Origin of the sequence: Actinomadura syzygii (assembly GCF_008085905.1) — a bacterium.
In the GTDB taxonomy this organism is placed as follows: Bacteria; Actinomycetota; Actinomycetes; order Streptosporangiales; family Streptosporangiaceae; genus Spirillospora; species Spirillospora syzygii.
Genome location: NZ_VSFF01000010.1, coordinates 1 through 16,949, shown reverse-complemented (window position 1 = coordinate 16,949; position 16,949 = coordinate 1). Strand labels below are relative to the sequence as shown.

Sequence of the window (16,949 nt, the reverse complement as noted above, 5' to 3'; positions counted from 1 at the left end):
AGAACGCCGTCCGGGTCAGACGACCTGCTCGACCCGCATCGGCTTGCGGAGCGCGTTGCCGACCGTGCAGTACTTCTCGTGCACGCGCTCGGCCACGGCCTTGAGCACGTCCGCCGCCTTGTCGTCTCCTTCGGGGAGTTCCACGTCGTAGGTGACGGTGATCGTCCCGAGCGTGCTCGTCGCCACCTTGTCGGCCTGGACGCGGGCGGCGAGCCGCGCCATCCGGTGCCCGCGCTGCGCCGTCAGCGGCTCCACGGTCACCAGCTCGCAGCCGCCGAGCGCCGCGAGCAGCAGCTCGACCGGCGTGAAGACGCCCTCGGTGTCGCCGTCGCCGATGGCGACCTTCGCGCCCCGCGCGTTGACGGCCTGGAACCCGTCGCCCGTGCGCTCCACCCTGACCTCGGCCATGACATCCCCTCTGATCGTCTGGTGTCCGCGTGAACAGCGGCCTCGTGCCGGTTATGCCCGGGCGGCCGGACGACGTGTCTCAGGACGACGTGCCGAGGCGGCGCTGCTCGTCCTCGACGATCCGGCGGGCGAGGGACTGCTCGGAGATGTCGACCGCGTCCGGCGTCCGCTCGGCCAGGTCGCTGTACCGGGCGTACTCGTCGAACAGCCGGGTCTTGTCGTGGAGGATCTCCAGCATGCGGGCGTCCACGCCGCCGGGGGTGAGGAGGCGGTGCACCTGCACCGTCCGGACCTGCCCCATCCGGTGCGCGCGGGCGACCGCCTGCGTCTCCATGGTCGGCTTCACCTGCGGCTCGCAGATGATCACCACGGACGCGGCCTGGAGGTTCAGCCCGACCCCGCCCGCCTGGATCTGCGACAGCAGGACGGCGTGCCCCGCCTGGGCGGTGAACGAGTCCACCAGCTCCTGCCGCCGCGCCGGGGGGACGTCGCCGGAGATCGGGCCGCGCGCCTGCGGGACCGCCTGCCGCACGACCTCCAGCACGTCCCGGAAATAGGAGAAGACCACGACCTTCAACTCGTTCGCCGCCGCCTCCTCGACCAGCTCCACCAACCGGCTGAGCTTGGCCGACCGCTTCGGGACGGCGTACGCGGCCCGCCGCATCGCCATGAAGTTCCCGGCCGCGACGGCCCGCCGGTAGGCCCGCGCGTCCGCCCGGCTGAACTCCTCCAACTCGTCGACGTGGACGAGTTCGGGCAGTTCCGTGAGTACCTCCCGCTGGTTGCGTCGCAGGTAGACGGGCGCGACCGCGGCCCGGAACGCCCGCGGCCCGAGCGCCGCGTCGCTCGGCCGGATCCGCTTCGCCACCTCCGGGCTCAGGTGTTCGACCAGGCTGCGGAACTCCTCGACCCGGTTCTCCATCGGCGTGCCCGTCAGGAAGAGGACGTTGTCCGTCCGCGCGCACCAGCGGGCGACGGCCTGCGCGCGGCGGGTCTCGTGGTTCTTGGCGTAGTGGGCCTCGTCCACGACGAACATGCCGATCTCGACGCTTTCCGGAATTTCCAGGGCGTGCAGGGTGGCGAGCGTCGTCACCGCGACGCCGCCGTCCTCGACCCAGGTCCGCAGCGCCTTGGCCCGTCCCGAGCCGTGCAGCGGATGCGCGGCGAGCGCGCTGCGCGACTCGATCTCGCGCAGCCAGTTGATCAGGACGCTGGCCGGGCACGCCACCAGGAAGTGCGTCGCGCCCCGCGCCCGCAGGTGCGCGATCGCGGCGATGGCCTGGATCGTCTTACCGAGCCCCATCTCGTCGCCGAGGATCACCCGCCGCTGGACGAGCGCGAACCGCGCCCCGAACGCCTGGTAGCCGCGCAGCGACACCCGCCGGTGCGCGTCGTCCAGGGGCTGGGCCTTGACGCGGGCGGCGAGGTCGTCCGGCAGGAACCCCTCGGCCGCCTCCGGCTCCAGCGCCGCCAGCTCGGCCAGGACGGTCTGGTACTCGGGCGCCCGCAGCTCGAAGTCGATCCACGCCTCGTCGGCCGACACCCCGGGGCGCAGCAGGTCGACCGACGCCTGCGACATCAGCAGCCGGCTCTGCCGCCCCTCCTCGGCCCGCAGCACCTCCGCCAGTTCGCCGACCGCCGCCCGCGCCCGCTCCCGCCGGGACGGCCGCGCGAACACCCGCCGCCACCACGACCCGGCCGGTCGCGCGTCCCGCACCAGCGGTCCGAACCGCGCGTTGACCTCGTGCGCCGCCGTCCGCGCCTTGGGCAGGTCGGACCCGGCGTTGACGAGCCGGTGCAGCGCGACGACCACCGGCGTCATGACCTCGTCGCGCCGCTCGACGTCCACCCGCACGCTCGCCGACCGCTCCGCCGCCTCCGCGAGGCTCCCCGCCGCCGCATGCAGTTGCCTGGCCGTCTGCGGCCCGACCCCCGGGATCAACTGCAACCGGTACGGGGGAGTGTCGAGCACGTCGGCGACGCTCACGAACCCGGCGTCCTCCAACGGCCCGAGCCGCAGCCGCCCTTCGGTGACGTCCTTCAACCGCGCGACCGGAATCGACCCGAGCTGCTCCCGCGCCGCCTCCTTCCGCAGCGGCGCCAGCGCCTTCTGCACCTCCGCCACCGCCCGCCGATGGTCGCCCAGCAGGTCACGGGCAGCGCCGAGCAGCGACCTCCCGTCCCGCAGGACGCCCTTCGACTCGTATGCCATCCCGACCCCTAACCGCAAACCCCGCCACATGATGCCAGCGCCCCCCGACACCCCGCCTTAGCCTGGAGGCCACCGACACCGGAGGTGCAGAGCCTTGGACGACCGGAGCATCGACCCCGCCGATCCGGATCTCACGGTCGGGCAGCGCATTCGTTACTACCGCGAGCGGCGCGGGATATCCCGCGAAGTTCTCGGCGGGCTGGTCGGGCGTAACAGGCGGTGGGTCAAGGCCGTCGAGCGCGGCGAGATCGGCCAGCCCAAACTGCCCACGCTGCTCAACCTCGCCGAGGCGCTGAAGGTGAGCGACGTCGCCAAGCTCACCGGCGGCGAGCCGCTGCCGCTGCGCATGTTCCGCGGCCCCGGGCATCCCGCGCTCGGCGACGTCCGCGACGCGGTCAACGCCGTGGCCGTGTCGATGACCGGCCCGCCCAGCCCGCTGGACCACCTCCAGGCTCGGCTGGACGCGGCGTGGCGCGCCCGGCACGCGTCCCCGGACCACCGCACCGTGCTCGGCGCCCTGCTCCCGGAACTGATCCGCGACGCCAAGCACGCGGCCCGCGAGTACGAGGGCGCGGACAAGCGCCGCGCGCTCTCGCTGCTCGCCCGCGTCTACAACCTCGCGCAGTTCTTCATCGCCTATCAGCCTTCCGCCGATCTGCTCTGGCGCGTGGTGGAGCGCAGCATCATGGCCGCCGAGGAGTCCGAGGACCCGAAGGCGTTCGGCGGGGCGGTGTGGCTCGCCGCGCAGGCGCACCGGGACGCGGGCGACTTCGACGCGGCCGAGGCCGTCAACCGCGAGGGCCTCGACCTGCTCAGGCCGCGCATGACGGACGCCGACGACGAACTGCGCGCCATGTGGGGCGCCCTCCACCACGAGGTCGCGTACACCGCGGCGCGGGCCGGGCAGAGCGGCACCGCGTGGCGCTGGTGGGACCGCGCCGACCGCATAGCCCAGAGCCTCCCGGCCACCCACTACGACCCCATGACGTCCTTCTCGCGGGTCATCATGAACGCGCACGCCGTGACCATCGCCGTCGAGCTGAGGCAGGGCGGCGAGGCTCGCAAGCAGACGCGGAAGGCCGAGTCCGCCGCCATTCCGTCCCAGCCCCGACGCGGCCGCCATCTGATCGAGACGGCACGGGCGCGGCGGCTGTACGGCGACGACGCCGCGCCCGGCACCCTTGAAGACGCCTACCTCGCCGCCCCAGAGACGATCCGCTACAACGGCTACGCGCGCCGGATGACCGCGGAACTGGCCAAGGAAGGGCCGACCGCGTTGCGGCGAAATGCCCGTGAATTGGCTGGTCGCATCGGCATTCTGGTCTGACGCGGGGGACAGAAAACCTGTCCGTCCGCGCTCCTGGACACGGAGAGTCTGTGCTCCGTGACAGTAACTACTTGGCAAGGACGCAAATTCGCCCAACCGCCGCCGCTGTTCGCGTGGGACGTGCGGGGCGCGGATGCGGGGCAGGGTGGCGTGACCGATGATCGGAATGCCGCGATCCGGCACGTTCACGAGGCGATGCGCGGGTTTGACTCGGGGGCGTTCGGGAGGGTGCGGCGGGTCGCGCTCGCGCCGGACGGCAGCGCCGCGTACGTCGACCTCGACACGGTCGGCGAGGCGTGGCGTGACGGGCGCAGCGGGGCGATCGTGTGGCGCAGCGCGTGAGGGCGACCGCCCATCTCGACGCCCTTGCCGACGCTCTCGCCTTCGCGGGCTGGACGTGTGTCCCGCGCTATGAGGTGACACCGGCGCTGCTGCGCGTCTTCTCTTCGTCCGCGCCGATGATCGGGGAGAGCATCAGCGTCAAAGCAGGCGTGGGCGGCGTGCCGTGGTTCATTTCGTCGACCGGTGACCCGCTGCGCCCCTGCCACGACCTGACCGGGACGTGTACCGAGATCTCCGTCCGCCTCGCCCCGTTCGTCGCTGCCGCCCGGACGTCGGGGCCGAGGGCGCGGCGGTCATGTCTGGCCTTCTGGCGGCGGTGAGGGGTCAGGTTAGGTGGCGGAGGGCTTCGGCTACTGGGGTTGGCCAGGGGTGGGCGCTGTGGCGGCGGATCGTTTTGAAGGTCTCGGCGGACGGGCGGGTCAGCGCGTCCCTGACAATGTCCACCGCGTCCGCGCGCAGGTAGCCGAGGGTGTCGGCTACCAGGAGCGGGCCCTGCGCGGAGCCGCGGGCGGCCGCGCGGCCGCGGGTGCGGAGGCCGAGGTCTTCCAGGTCGTCGATCAGCCGGGCCCGCTCGGCGGCGGTGAACGGGCTGCCCTGCAGCGCGTCCAGGGCGCGGCGCATCGCGTGGGTGGCGTCGCCGGGGATCTCCATGGCCGTGATGATCGTCCGGCAGACGTCGGTGACCGCCTCACCGCGATCCGGTTCGGACGGCGGGCGTTCGCCGATCGGGTAGCGGGTGTGGACGGCGTCCAACCAGGACGCGGGAAGCCCCTGGCCGCTGACCCGCTCGCCGAGCAGCAGGGCGGCGGCCTTGACGTCGGCGCCCGCGCCGAAATCCAGGTCGCCCATGTGGCGCGTGAGGAGGTCCGGCTTCTCGCCCAGGACGATGTCGGCGTCCAGCAACTCGAACGAGGCGGCGACCCGGCCGCCCATCGCGAGCACCGCCTCCGACTCGGAACCGGCGCTCCAGTACGCGCTGTAGGCGGTGCCGCCAGCGGCGGTCAACGCGCTGAGCACTCCCGGACGGACGCCGCTGAAACCGTTCGGCTCCACCGCCAGCCACCACCCGTCCCGTAACGCCCCTACCAGGAGTGACCGCGCAGCCAGGTCGGTGGGCTCTACGGGGCGGGCGGCGGCCGGGGCGGCGCCGAAGCCGCGCGCCACCTCGTCGGCGTCGGACGGGGCCGTCCCCGCGCGCCACCAGGTGACGCAGGCGGCCCGTCCCAGACCGGTGGCCAGGAGGTCGCGGTAGTGCGCTAAGTGTCCAGGAGGAGCGTTCATGCTGAGTCATTCTGGCTCCCCGCGCGCGACGCGCGGTCGCGCCGCGCGGGGGAGACTCAGCGAACCCAGGGCCAGTCGGCGTCGCGACCCGCCTCCAGCAGCGGGATCAGGCGGAAGGCCGTGTCCGTCATCCCGGCCAGCTCGTGGCGGGCGCCCGTGCCGGTCGGGATCGCGCCGTGCCCGTAGCCCGCCAGGTTGAAGGCGTACATCGGCACGTTCGCCGGGGCGGCGTCGGTGACGGGCCCGGCCCAGGCGGTGCCGAACGTCTGCATGTCCGACAGGATGACGACCCGGTCGTGTCCCGCGTAGGTCGTGCGGACCGACTCGGCGACGCGGGTGCCGTGCCCGACCTCGCCCGTCCGCTTCACGAACCGGCGGACCTCGCGCAGCACGGACGCGCCGGGGCCGACCGCGTGGCGGAACGTCCCGTCCGCGAAGCCGTACAGGTCGACGTCGTTGCCGCGCGCCGCGAGCGTCACCCCGAACAGGGCCGCCATCTGCGCGTACGTCATCTGCGACCGCTTCGAGACGCCCAGGGACGTCATCGACCCGGACGTGTCCACGAGCACGAGCGTCCGGCCGGGGAACGCCGGGACGTTCGCCGTGGCCGCCGTCAGCGCCCTGTCGAGGGCGTGGCCCCAGCGCAGCGACGGCGCCGCCAGGTACGCGGAGAAGAACCGGAACGGGAACTGCCGCGACCGCGCCACCTGCTCCGGATCCGCCAGCCTCGCCGCGACCCGGTCGGCGACCTCGTCAGACACCCCCGCCTCGTCGAAGTTCCTCAGGTTGCGAAGCAGCGCCATGTAGCCCATGGACGGGATCACCGTCTCCCACGCCGCGGAGTCCAGCGGGCCCTGGAGCCAGCCGGCGAGCGCCTCCCACGTCATCGCGGCGCGGGACAGCCGGTCCGCGCCGTCGGCGGCGAGCACCGCCCGCCGCTCCCCGACCGGGACCGCCATCAGCTCGGCGCGGGCGCGCAGCGTCCGCAGCGACTCGGGGACCGGCTCGTCGCGGCCGTGCCGCCGGTCGAGCGCGTGCTTGAACAGGTCGCCCTGCCACGGCCTGTCCGCCGCCGGGGCCGGGTGGACGAGGTCGACGACGTCGCCGAACCGGAAGCCGCGCGTGTCCGCGTCGTACTTGAGCAGGGACCGCTCGTTGTAGAGCCGCTGGACGGCGTCCGCGATGCCGCGCTTGACCGGCTTCGGTACCGCGCGGCCGTGGGTGGACGTCCAGTAGGCGAGCGCCTCGCCGGGCTCGTCGGCGCGGCGCATGACGCCCGCGACGAGCTGCCGGTTGCCGCCGTTCAGGCCCGCGTCGAGCCGTGCCCGGACGGCCTCCAGCGCCGCGACCAGCGAGGCCGAGCGCATGTTCGCCTCGTCGCGCAGCCACGGCAGGAACGCGGACGTCCACTCCGCGTCCTCGACGGCGACCCGGTGGACGAGGTCACGGAAACGGGAGTCGCGGTCACCGCCGCTCTCGTAAAAGGCGTCTTCGCCGACCATGTTCGCGACGGCGAGGAGGAAAAGTTCGCTCTTGGCGTCGTGAGCGTAGCCGGGAGCGCCTTCGTGGGTGCGCCCGGACGGCCTCGCCTCGGTACGGAGAGGCCCGGAAACGGCCGCGCGGACTCGTCCGCTATTGAACTTCACCATGGGCAAGACCCCTTCCAAGAATGGAGGGAGCCTTTTCGCATGCTTCGCGGGACGCCCGAGGTCAGAGGTCGGCGACGGTGTCTTATTCCGCTGCTCTACCGTGTTGAGCTACATCCCCTCTGGGGACAGTGGGATTTGAACCCACAACCTGCGGATCGAATGAAGTATCCGTTGCCTTCGCACCGGGCGCTCGCGAAGCATGTGCTCCCCCCGAGATCAGGACGGCGCACGGAGTCGCCCTGCCGATCAGGGCCACAGGCCCATGCGGGGGGCCTGCAAGGAGTCGAACCTAGAAGTATCCGTTCGCCTGCGCACCGGGAGGTGCGGTATTCGGTTGTTTAGAAAGGTGTGCCCGAGATCAGGTTCGACGAGAGTAACGAAGCGCTCTGCCATCTGAGCTACACGAGCCGAAGCTCGCGGCGGGACTCGAACCCGCGTCCACTCGGTTATGAGCCGAAGTAACTCTTGTCTTCGCACCGGGCACGCTCTGCAATTGTGGACCCTTCCGAGAACGGAGTCGGCCTCGGGTGGCTTTTTTCAGAAGTAACCCGCGGCCTTCGCACCGGAAGGACGATGGCTCTAGGAGACCAAACCCATGGCCGCGAGCACAACCGATTATCTCCGTGCCCCGGCGCGACCAGGAACCGACCGGCATCAGGCCGGTACCGCGCGATCGCCGTCAGGTCGTCCACTGCGGATTGGCCGGAATGGTTCGGGTGCACTGGAGAACGGCCTTCCAGGAAAGCTCGGCGACGCATTTCCTGGCTCGTCAAGTGGGCGACGGCGTTGAAAATTGGCCGTTGACGCTGAACGGCGTGAAAGTTAACCTCCGTGCAGCTTCAGTCCAAGCTGTCGGCGAGCATCCCGATCGCCGAGTAGACGCCTCTTCGGTCGCCGAAACAGGCGTCCCCCAAGTGAAGAGGAATCGAATGCGTAAAAGGCTCGTCCTTTCCGTCGTATCCGCCGCGGCGCTCGCCGCGACCGTGGCGTCGGTCCCGCCGGCCGCCGCCGGGCCGCGGCTCGTCCCGGGCCCATGGCATCTCACGATCAAGGTCAGGGAGTCGAGCGGCCCCGGGTGTCCGAAGGGGGCCGTCCGTGCGTACGCCGATGTGGACGACGATGCGTACCACGAGGGTTTCACGGTCGTCTACGACAACTACATCGCGCAGGCCGGCGGTTCGTCGAGACCGGAAATGGCGCGCCAGTCCTGTCAGGTCACCCTGGGGGTGAGGGGCTCGGATCCATACACCTACACCTATGCCATCTCGTCGGTGGACTACGAGGGCTCCGCATACCTGCAAAATGGAGCGAAAGCCTTCGTGAGCGCGGCCCACAACTTCCAGGGATATGACCGTGAGCCTGTCTCGTTCAGCTTCAACGGTCCCTACGACGCCAACTGGAAGGTCACTCACCAGACGCCGGAGGAAAGGCTCGTCTTCCTGCCCTGCGGCCAGGAGCGGTACGTCGTCCTCACCACCGAGCTGCGAGTCGCCCCGCTGACCTCCGACCCGTCGAAGGTCAGCTTCATCTCGATGGACGGCGGCGACAGCAGCCTCCGGACGGACTACCACCTCAGCTGGAAGCGATGTCCGTAATCAGGAAGGCCGTCGTCCGGGCCCTGAACAGGCGAGCGGACGACGGCCTCCCCGGCGGCCCTACGAGCGATCGGTGACTAGATGTCGTAGTAGAGCTCGAACTCGTGCGGGTGGGGGCGGAGGCGGATGGGGTCGATCTCGAACTCGGTCTTCATCGCGATCCAGGTCTCGATGAGGTCCGGGGTGAAGACGCCGCCTTCGAGGAGGTAGTCGTGGTCGGACTCCAGGGCCGCGAGGACCTCGGGCAGCGAGCCGGGGACCTGCGGGATCGCGCGGGCCTCCTCGGGCGGCAGCTCGTAGAGGTCCTTGTCCACCGGCTCGGCGGGCTCGATCTTGTTCTTGATGCCGTCGAGCCCGGCCATGAGCATGGCGGAGAAGGCCAGGTACGGGTTGCAGGACGGGTCCGGGACGCGGAACTCGACGCGCTTCGCCTTCGGGTTCGACCCGGTGATCGGGATGCGGATGCACGCCGACCGGTTGCGCTGCGAGTAGACGAGGTTGACCGGGGCCTCGTAGCCGGGGACGAGCCGGTGGTAGCTGTTCACCGTCGGGTTCGTGAACGCCAGCAGCGACGGGGCGTGCTTGAGTAGGCCGCCGATGTAGTAGCGCGCGTTGTCGGACAGGCCCGCATAGCCGACCTCGTCGTAGAAGAGGGGCGCGCCGTCCTTCCAGAGGGACTGGTGGCAGTGCATGCCGGAGCCGTTGTCGCCGAAGAGGGGCTTCGGCATGAACGTGACGGTCTTCCCGGCGGCGCGCGCGACGTTCTTGACGATGTACTTGTAGAGCTGGAGCTGGTCGGCGGTCTTCAGCAGCGTGTCGAAGCGGAAGTCGATCTCGGCCTGGCCCGCGGTGCCGACCTCGTGGTGCTGCATCTCGACGTGGATGCCGACGTCGAGGAGCTGCGCGACCATTTCCGAGCGCAGGTCGGTGTAATGGTCCATCGGGGGGACGGGGAAATATCCGCCCTTGTACGGGGGCTTCGCGCCGAGGTTCCCGCCGGGCTCCTCACGGCCGGTGTTCCACGCGCCCTCGACCGAGTCGAGGTAGTAGTAGCCGGCGTTCGCCTTCGTCTCGAAACGGACGTCGTCGAAGATGTAGAACTCGGCCTCGGGCCCGAAATAGCAGGTGTCGGCGATGCCGGTGCCGCGGAGGTAGTCCTGCGCCTTCTTCGCCACGTTGCGCGGGTCGCGGCTGTAGGGCTCGCCGGTCAGCGGGTCGTGGACGAAGAAGTTCAGGTTCAGCGTCTTGTGCTGCCGGAACGGGTCGACGACGGCGGTGGACGGGTCCGGGAGCAGGAGCATGTCCGACTCGTGGATCTCCTGGAACCCGCGGACCGACGAGCCGTCGAACATCAGCCCCTCGGTGAAGACGCTCTCGCCGAAGCTCTCGACGGGGAACGTGAAGTGCTGCATCTTGCCCGGCAGGTCCACGAACCGACAGTCGACGAATCGCACACCTTCGTTCCTGATATAGCTCAGGACCTCTTCGGCGCTGCTGAACATCAAGCCTCCTTGGGCGCGGCCTTGGCTCATCGGCACGCTATGGCGGGGCCGTTTCCCGGCCGTGTCCCATATGTTTCCGCTGTGTTACGGGTCACTCCCACGGCCTTTTCGGACATCGCCCGGGAGCCGGGTCGGGGCTCGCGGGGGGACCGGATAGCGTAGGGGCCATGAGCGGTGGCAAGGGCGGTCCGCGCTGGACGCAGACGTGGCTCGGCGGCGTGCGCTCGGCGGGCGTCGACCTCGGCAAGCCCGGCGCGCGGATCGGCTTCCCGGAGAGCGGCAGCGGCGCCGTCGCGCCCTACGGGCGGCGGCTCGTCGCGCTGTTCGTCGACTGGGGGCTGTCGATGCTGGTGGCGAGCCTGCTGGCGCGCCCGCTCGGCTGGGACCCGGCCGAGCGCAGCACCTGGACGCTGGTCGTCTTCGCGATTCAGGCGTGGCTGCTGACGGCGTTCCTCGGCATGACGATCGGCAAGCGGCTGTGCGGCATCCGCGTCGCCCGGCTCGACGGACGCCCGGTCGGCCTCGGCTGGGCCCTCGCCCGGACGTTCCTGCTCGTCCTCGTCGTCCCCGCGCTGATCTGGGACCGCGACTACCGCGGCCTGCACGACCGGGCGAGCAACACCGCCGTCGTCAACCTGTAGCGAGAAACGCGAAAGAAAGGCGCCCCTCGGCCGAGCGAGCCGGAGGGTGCCTTTCTTGAGCGTCCTGTCTGGAGCGTCCCGCGTGCGCGTCAGCGCATCTTGGGCTTCGGGCCCTTGGGCATCTTCGCGCCCTTGGGGATCGGCCCCTTCGGCATCTGCATCGACCTCGGCAGCGCCTGCAACCGGTCGTTCAGGTCGGAGACCTGCGCCTTCGTGAGGTTGCGGGGCAGCTTCATCAGGTGGCGCTGGAGCTTGTCGACGGGGATCTGGCCCTCGTCCGTCCCGACCTGCACGTCGTAGATCGGCACCTGCTGCGCGGCGCGGGAGATGCGCTTCTTCTCCGCGCCGAGGAGCGGGCCGACACGTCCGCGCGGACCCTCCGAGACGAGCACCACTCCGGCGCGTCCCACCGCGCGGTGCACCATGTCGAGGTTGCGGTTCCCGCTGACGGCCTCGGTCACCGTCCAGTTGCCGCGCATGTTCTTCAAGATCGCGGCGGCCGCGCCCGGCTGCCCGGCGATCACCTTGTACTGCGCCCGCTGCGCCAACTGGCCGAACACGATCATGCCGACGGCGGCGGCCGCGAGGATCCCCAGCGGGATGAAGAACCACAGCTGGCCGAGCAGCAGCCCGACGAGGACGACGACGACCAGCGTCCCGACCGCGGAGGCGAACACGATCGGCAGGGCCTTCGGGTCGGCCTGCCGCAGCACCTGCGCGACCATGCGGATCTGCTTGAGGCGGCCCGGACGCTCCTGGGCCCCGTCCGTGGGCGTTTTAGACATGAGTCCCAGGATAGTCCGGACGGGCCCCGGTCCCGACAGCCCCCGAGGCGCCCCGGACCGGCCCCGGGCTAGCCCCGCGCCTCGACGGCCTGCCGGTAGAGGCGACCGGCGCGGTAGCTGGACCGCACCAGCGGCCCGGACATGACGCCCGCGAAGCCGATCTCCTCCGCCTCGGCGGACAGCTCCACGAACTCCTCCGGCTTCACCCACCGCTCGACCGGGTGGTGGCGCGGGCTCGGCCGCAGGTACTGCGTGATCGTGATCAGCTCGCAGCCCGCCCCGTGCAGGTCGCGCAGCGCCTGCGAGACCTCCTCGCGGGTCTCGCCCATGCCGAGGATCAGGTTGGACTTGGTGACGAGGCCGTCCTCGCGGGCGCGGGTGATGACCTCGAGGGACCGCTCGTAGCGGAACCCGGGCCGGATCCGCTTGAAGATCCGCGGGACGGTCTCCACGTTGTGCGCCAGCACCTCGGGCCGGGACGAGAACACCTCGGCGAGCTGCTCGGGCACGGCGTTGAAGTCGGGGATCAGCAGCTCGACGCCGCAGCCGGGGACGGCGTCGTGGATCCGCCGGACGGTCTCGGCGTACAGCCAGGCGCCGCCGTCGTCCAGGTCGTCGCGGGCGACGCCGGTGACGGTCGCGTACTTCAGGCCCATCGTGGCGACGGACTCGGCCACGCGGCGCGGCTCGTCCCGGTCGAGCTCGGCGGGCTTGCCGGTGTCGATCTGGCAGAAGTCGCACCGCCGGGTGCACTGGTCGCCGCCGATGAGGAACGTCGCCTCGCGGTCTTCCCAGCATTCGAAGATGTTGGGACAGCCCGCCTCCTGGCAGACCGTGTGCAGGCCCTCGGACTTCACGAGGCCGACGAGCTCGCGGTACTGCGGGCCCATCTTCAGCCGTGTCTTGATCCACTCGGGCTTGCGCTCGATCGGGGTCTGGCTGTTGCGGGCCTCGACCCGCAGCAGCCTGCGGCCGTCTGGTGTCACCGTCGTCACCCGTTCAGGGTACGTCGCGATCTCCGCCGCCGGCACACCGGCCCGGCGCCCGCCCGGCCGCCCGCCCCGTCCCGCCGCATGCCCGTCCGGCGCCCATTCGCCCAGGGTGGGGCTCAAAGCCGTCTCGGAGCGATATCGAACGTATGACGGTACCCCGTCCGGTTGACAGATTCGCGTGTTTCGGTCATCTCCCACAGAGGATCTCTCTAGGGTGACTCCCTGTCGTCACGCAAGCAGCGTTCAGCAGCAGGAGGACCAGTGGGTCTGGCAATGTCGTACCTGAGGGTGCCGCCGGTGCTGGAGGGGGAGCCTGAACCCGGCCGGATCGCCCGGCACATCTTCGGCGCCGCGGACTGGCGCCGGCGCGGCGCGGGCGCGCTGTTCGAGCTCGGCTGGACGTGGCAGGCGATGCACTACCTCGTCACCGGCGACCCATGGGACGGACGGCAGCCCGAGGCGGACGTCGTGTGCGGCGGCCGGCTGCTCACCGAGGACGGCGCCGACGAACTCGGCATGGACGTGATCTTCCTCGCGCCGGAGCGGGTGAAGCCCGCCGCCGACCACCTGGCCGCGACGCCGTTCGCCGAGCTCGCCGCCCGGTTCGACCTGGCGGCGATGGCCGAGGCCGGCGTCCAGGACGCGCGCCGCCTCGACGGCGGCGCCCGCGACGGGTACTTCAAGCCCGCCTACCAGGGGCTGGCGGACTTCTTCAGGGCCGCCGCCACCGAGGGCCAGGCCGTCTACAAGGTGATGGCCTCCGAGCCGCGGTGACGGCTCCGGGAGCCTAGCCCGCGCCCTCAGGCCGGGGCCGCGACGGCTTGGAGCTGCGCCGTCGTGCGGTGCAGCGTGCCGTCCGCGCCGAGCACGGCGGCCAGACGGCGCTCGACCAGCGGGACGATCTCGGCGACGGTCACGTTCCGGCCGAGTTCGAGGCTGAGGTTCGTGGAGCCGACGTCCCGGATGCCGCAGGCGACGATCTTGTCGAACCAGCCCATGTCGTTGTCGCAGTTCAGCATGAACCCGTGCATCGTGACGCCGCGCGACACCCGGACCCCGATGGAGCCGATCTTGCGGTCGGGGGAGCCGGGCACCCACAGGCCGCTGCGCCCCTCCACCGTGACGGTCTCCAGGCCGAGGTCGCCGCAGACGTCCATCATCATCTGCTCCAGCAGCCGGACGTAGCCGACGACGTCCACCGGGTCCGGCAGCCTCAGGATCGGGTAGCCGGTGAGCTGCCCCGGGCCGTGCCAGGTGATCTTGCCGCCGCGGTCGACGTCGATGACGGGCGCGCCGGGGTCGCCGAGCGGCCGGTCCGGCGCCGCGGTGCGCTTGCCCGCCGTGTACACCGGCAGGTGCTCCAGCAGGAGGACGGTGTCGGGGATCGCGTCGTCCGAGCGCAGCGCGTGCGTGCGTCTCTGCAGCTCCCACCCGTCCTCGTAGGGGACGGCGGCGTCGCCGAACCCCGCGTGCACCACCACCAGCTCGCGTACGTCCACATCGCTCACACGAGTCAGCTTAAGCCTTGCGCCTTACAGCCGGACCCCGCGCCCCTGGACCTCTAAAGGGAGGCGAGCAGGCGGGGCTCCAGGCGGGACTCCTTCGCGGTGCCGGGGCCGTCCGGCTCGACGCGGTAGGCGCCCGCGTCCTTGCGGTAGGACACGGCCTGGACGAACTCGGTCCCGACGTAGTGCAGCCCCACGCCCTCGTCGGCCGCGTAGCCGCCGGGGAGCGTCCCCTCGCCGACGAGCTGCTGGAGCAGCGGGCGCCGCTGCGGGTCGCTGTCGTAGTGCACGCCGCACGAGTACGGCAGGAACGCGAGGCCGTCGGTCAGCGGGCGCAGCTCGGGCCCGAACGAGTCGGTGGTGCCGCCCGCGTGCCAGCACAGCGCGCCCGCGCTCTGCCCGGACAGGACCACGCCCTCCTGCCACGCCTCGCGCATGATCTCGTCCAGCCCGTGCAGCCGCCACAGGGCGAGCAGGTTGGCGACGCTGCCGCCGGACACGTGCACGAGGTCCTGGTTGAGGAGGTGCGCCCGGACGTCCGGGACGTTCGGCATCGGGAACAGCGCGAGATGGCTGACCTCGGCGTCCAGCGAGGAGAACCCGGCGTAGAGGCGGGCGACGTACTCGGCGCCGTCGCCGACCGCCGTCGTCACGAAGCAGACGCGCGGCCTGTCCTGGCCGGTGAGGTCGAAGGCGTAGCGGATCAGCGGGCTCGGGGTGAGCCCGTCCCGGCCGTCCGGGACGAAGCTCCCCCCGCCGATCGCGAGGATGTGCGGCTGTCCGTCGGTGCTCATGCATCCTCCTCGGGGGCGGATCTGTCTCATTGTCACCGTATGGCTACCGAACGGAGCCGGGCCGTACTTTGACGATTCTTGGGACTCAGAGGACGGCGCGCAGGGCCGAGCCGACGTCCTCATGGGCGAACCGGAACCCGGCGTCCAGCAGGCGGCGCGGCAGCACCCGCTGGCTGATCAGCGGGCCCTCGTCGGCGAAGCCGAGCAGCAGGGCCCGCAGCGCCGCCTTCGGGACGGGCACCCGCGCGGGCCTGCGCAGCAGGGCGGCGAGCGTCCGGGTGTACTCCGCGTTGGTGACGGGGTTCGGCGCGGTCAGATTGACGGGCCCGGCGATCTCGGCGTCGATGAGGAAGCGCAGCGCCGCGACCTGGTCGGGCAGGGAGATCCAGCTCGTCCACTGGCGGCCGTCGCCGAGCCGCCCGCCGAGGCCGAGCCGGAACAGCGGGAGCGTGCGGCCGAGGTAGCCGCCCTCGCGGGCCAGCACGACGCCCGTCCGCGGATGGACGACCCGGACGCCCGCGTCGCGCGCGGGCGCGGCCGCCGCCTCCCAGTCGCGGACGAGCTCGGCGAGGAACCCGCTGCCGAGGGGGGACTCCTCGTCCGCCTCCCGGCCGCCGGTGTCGCCGTAGTAGCCGATCGCGGAGCCGCAGACGAGCACCGGCGGCGGACCGCTCGCCGCGGCGATCGCCTCGGCGATGGTGCGGGTGCCGTCGAGCCTGCTCTCCCTGATCCTGCGCTTGTAGGCACCCGTCCAGGGGCGGTCGCCGACCCCGGCGCCCGCGAGGTGCACCACCGCGTCCGCGCCGTCCAGGGCCGCCGCCTCCACGCAGCCGTCGGCGGGCGACCAGCGCGCCTCGTCCGGCCGGGTGGGCTCGCGCCGGATCAGCCGGACGACCTCGTGCCCGTCGGCGCGCAGCGACCGCGTCAGCGCCGAGCCGAGCAGTCCCGACGAGCCCGTGACAGTGACCCTCATGCCCCCACCCTAGGCGGCGGGCCGCCGGGGGCCGATGAGCGTCTCGGCCGGGCATGGCGCGGCCCCGCCCGCGCGGACGCGGGCGGGGCCGGACGCCGGAGCGGTCGGCCTGACCGTCAGAGGCCGAGCTCGGCCTCGAAGTTGCCCTCCTCCAGGCGGTGCTTGATCGTGCCGAGGAAGCGGGCCGCGTCCGCGCCGTCGATCAGGCGGTGGTCGTAGGTCAGCGCCAGGTACACCATCGACCGGACGGCGATGACCTCGCCGAGGTCCGGGTCGTCGATGACGGCGGGGCGCTTCACGACCGCGCCGGTGCCGAGCATCCCGACCTGCGGCTGGTTCAGGATCGGGGTGTCGAACAGCGCGCCCCGGCTGCCGGTGTTGGTCAGCGTGAACGTGCCGCCCGCGAGCTCGTCCGGGCTCACCTTGTTGGTGCGGGTGCGCTCGGCGATGTCGGCGATCCGCTGCGCGAGGCCGCCCAGGTTGAGCTGCCCGGCGTTGTGCACGACGGGGACCATCAGGCCGCGCTCGGGGACGTCCACCGCGATGGAGAGGTTCTCCACCTCGTGGTAGGTGACCTCGTTCGTCTCGCCGTTGATGACCGCGTTCAGCTTCGGGTGCGCCTTGAGGGCCTCGACGGTCGCCAGCGCGAAGAACGGCAGGAACGACAGCTTGACGCCCTCGCGGGCCTCGAAGTCGTCCTTCGCCTGCCGCCGCAGCCGCGCGATCTTGGTGATGTCGGCCTCGACGACGGTGGTGAGCTGCGCGGACACCTGCAGCGACTCCACCATCCGGCGGGCGATCGTCTGCCGCATCCGGGACATCTTCTCGGTCCGGCCGCGCAGCGCGAGCTGCTCGGCCGGGGCCCCGGCGGGCGCGGGCGCGGCGTGCCGCCCGACCGGCGCCTGCGGCGCGGCGGCCGCCGGAGCCGGGGCGGCCGGGGCGG

At 71.6% G+C, this 16,949-nt stretch carries 17 protein-coding genes and 1 tRNA gene; 6 read left to right on the top strand and 12 right to left on the bottom strand.

Annotated features, from left to right (window positions below):
- Positions 1-15: 15 nt before the first annotated feature.
- A complete protein-coding gene (locus FXF65_RS25465) occupies positions 16-408 on the bottom strand; it encodes an OsmC family protein (RefSeq protein WP_148352567.1) in 393 nt (130 codons plus the stop codon).
- Positions 409-487: 79 nt separating this feature from the next.
- Positions 488-2,620 (bottom strand): DEAD/DEAH box helicase, encoded by a 2,133-nt coding sequence (locus FXF65_RS25460; RefSeq protein WP_148352566.1) that lies wholly within the window; start codon positions 2,618-2,620, stop codon positions 488-490.
- Between the two features lie 94 nt (positions 2,621-2,714).
- Here FXF65_RS25460 and FXF65_RS25455 point away from each other — a divergent pair, with 94 nt between their 5' ends.
- The 3 genes from FXF65_RS25455 to FXF65_RS25445 all read left to right on the top strand — a co-directional run bounded on the left by FXF65_RS25455 (position 2,715) and on the right by FXF65_RS25445 (position 4,609).
- On the top strand, positions 2,715-3,947 hold the full coding sequence (locus FXF65_RS25455; protein WP_148352565.1) for a helix-turn-helix domain-containing protein: 1,233 nt from the start codon (positions 2,715-2,717) through the stop codon (positions 3,945-3,947).
- A gap of 150 nt (positions 3,948-4,097) precedes the next feature.
- On the top strand, positions 4,098-4,289 hold the full coding sequence (locus tag FXF65_RS25450) for a hypothetical protein (RefSeq protein ID WP_148352564.1): 192 nt from the start codon (positions 4,098-4,100) through the stop codon (positions 4,287-4,289).
- Positions 4,286-4,609 carry a hypothetical protein gene (locus tag FXF65_RS25445; protein WP_148352563.1) on the top strand — a complete coding sequence of 108 codons (324 nt, stop codon included), beginning with the start codon at positions 4,286-4,288 and terminating at the stop codon, positions 4,607-4,609. Before FXF65_RS25450 ends, FXF65_RS25445 begins: the two co-directional genes overlap by 4 nt.
- 4 nt (positions 4,610-4,613) lie before the next feature.
- On the opposite strand, the gene FXF65_RS25440 is transcribed toward FXF65_RS25445, so the two are convergent.
- The 3 genes from FXF65_RS25440 to FXF65_RS25430 form a co-directional block, all read right to left on the bottom strand.
- The gene (locus FXF65_RS25440; protein WP_148352562.1) at positions 4,614-5,570 is read right to left on the bottom strand and encodes a DUF6461 domain-containing protein; all 957 of its coding nucleotides are present in this window, start codon (positions 5,568-5,570) and stop codon (positions 4,614-4,616) included.
- 56 nt (positions 5,571-5,626) lie between these two features.
- Positions 5,627-7,219: a TROVE domain-containing protein gene (locus tag FXF65_RS25435; protein WP_148352561.1), complete on the bottom strand. Its 1,593-nt coding sequence runs from the start codon at positions 7,217-7,219 to the stop codon at positions 5,627-5,629.
- A 414-nt stretch (positions 7,220-7,633) separates the two neighbouring features.
- Positions 7,634-7,705 (bottom strand) — tRNA-OTHER (locus FXF65_RS25430).
- 314 nt (positions 7,706-8,019) lie between these two features.
- On the opposite strand from FXF65_RS25430, the gene FXF65_RS25425 reads away from it, so the two are divergent.
- Positions 8,020-8,814, top strand: coding sequence for a DUF4360 domain-containing protein (locus FXF65_RS25425; RefSeq protein ID WP_187412499.1), 795 nt, complete (start codon positions 8,020-8,022; stop codon positions 8,812-8,814).
- 77 nt (positions 8,815-8,891) lie between these two features.
- On the opposite strand, the gene glnA is transcribed toward FXF65_RS25425, so the two are convergent.
- Positions 8,892-10,316, bottom strand: coding sequence for a type I glutamate--ammonia ligase (gene glnA, locus FXF65_RS25420; protein WP_148352559.1), 1,425 nt, complete (start codon positions 10,314-10,316; stop codon positions 8,892-8,894).
- Positions 10,317-10,483: 167 nt separating this feature from the next.
- On the opposite strand from glnA, the gene FXF65_RS25415 reads away from it, so the two are divergent.
- Positions 10,484-10,957: an RDD family protein gene (locus FXF65_RS25415; RefSeq protein WP_148352558.1), complete on the top strand. Its 474-nt coding sequence runs from the start codon at positions 10,484-10,486 to the stop codon at positions 10,955-10,957.
- A gap of 89 nt (positions 10,958-11,046) precedes the next feature.
- Here the strand turns inward: FXF65_RS25415 and FXF65_RS25410 are convergent, their stop codons facing one another.
- Positions 11,047-11,742 (bottom strand): DUF4191 domain-containing protein, encoded by a 696-nt coding sequence (locus FXF65_RS25410; RefSeq protein ID WP_148352557.1) that lies wholly within the window; start codon positions 11,740-11,742, stop codon positions 11,047-11,049.
- A gap of 68 nt (positions 11,743-11,810) precedes the next feature.
- Positions 11,811-12,737 carry a lipoyl synthase gene (gene lipA / locus FXF65_RS25405; protein ID WP_148352556.1) on the bottom strand — a complete coding sequence of 309 codons (927 nt, stop codon included), beginning with the start codon at positions 12,735-12,737 and terminating at the stop codon, positions 11,811-11,813.
- 258 nt (positions 12,738-12,995) lie between these two features.
- Between lipA and FXF65_RS25400 the strand changes: the two genes are divergently transcribed.
- Positions 12,996-13,508, top strand: coding sequence for a YfbM family protein (locus FXF65_RS25400; protein WP_148352555.1), 513 nt, complete (start codon positions 12,996-12,998; stop codon positions 13,506-13,508).
- A 26-nt stretch (positions 13,509-13,534) separates the two neighbouring features.
- On the opposite strand, the gene lipB is transcribed toward FXF65_RS25400, so the two are convergent.
- The 4 genes from lipB to FXF65_RS25380 all read right to left on the bottom strand — a co-directional run.
- Positions 13,535-14,242, bottom strand: coding sequence for a lipoyl(octanoyl) transferase LipB (lipB, locus tag FXF65_RS25395; RefSeq protein ID WP_246199089.1), 708 nt, complete (start codon positions 14,240-14,242; stop codon positions 13,535-13,537).
- A 53-nt stretch (positions 14,243-14,295) separates the two neighbouring features.
- Positions 14,296-15,033: a Type 1 glutamine amidotransferase-like domain-containing protein gene (locus FXF65_RS25390; RefSeq protein ID WP_148352554.1), complete on the bottom strand. Its 738-nt coding sequence runs from the start codon at positions 15,031-15,033 to the stop codon at positions 14,296-14,298.
- A gap of 85 nt (positions 15,034-15,118) precedes the next feature.
- Entirely contained in the window at positions 15,119-16,006 is an 888-nt protein-coding gene (locus FXF65_RS25385; protein ID WP_148352553.1) for a TIGR01777 family oxidoreductase, read from the bottom strand.
- Between the two features lie 116 nt (positions 16,007-16,122).
- Positions 16,123-16,949 (bottom strand): 2-oxo acid dehydrogenase subunit E2 (locus tag FXF65_RS25380; RefSeq protein WP_187412498.1); only part of this gene is annotated, 827 nt, incomplete at its 5' end.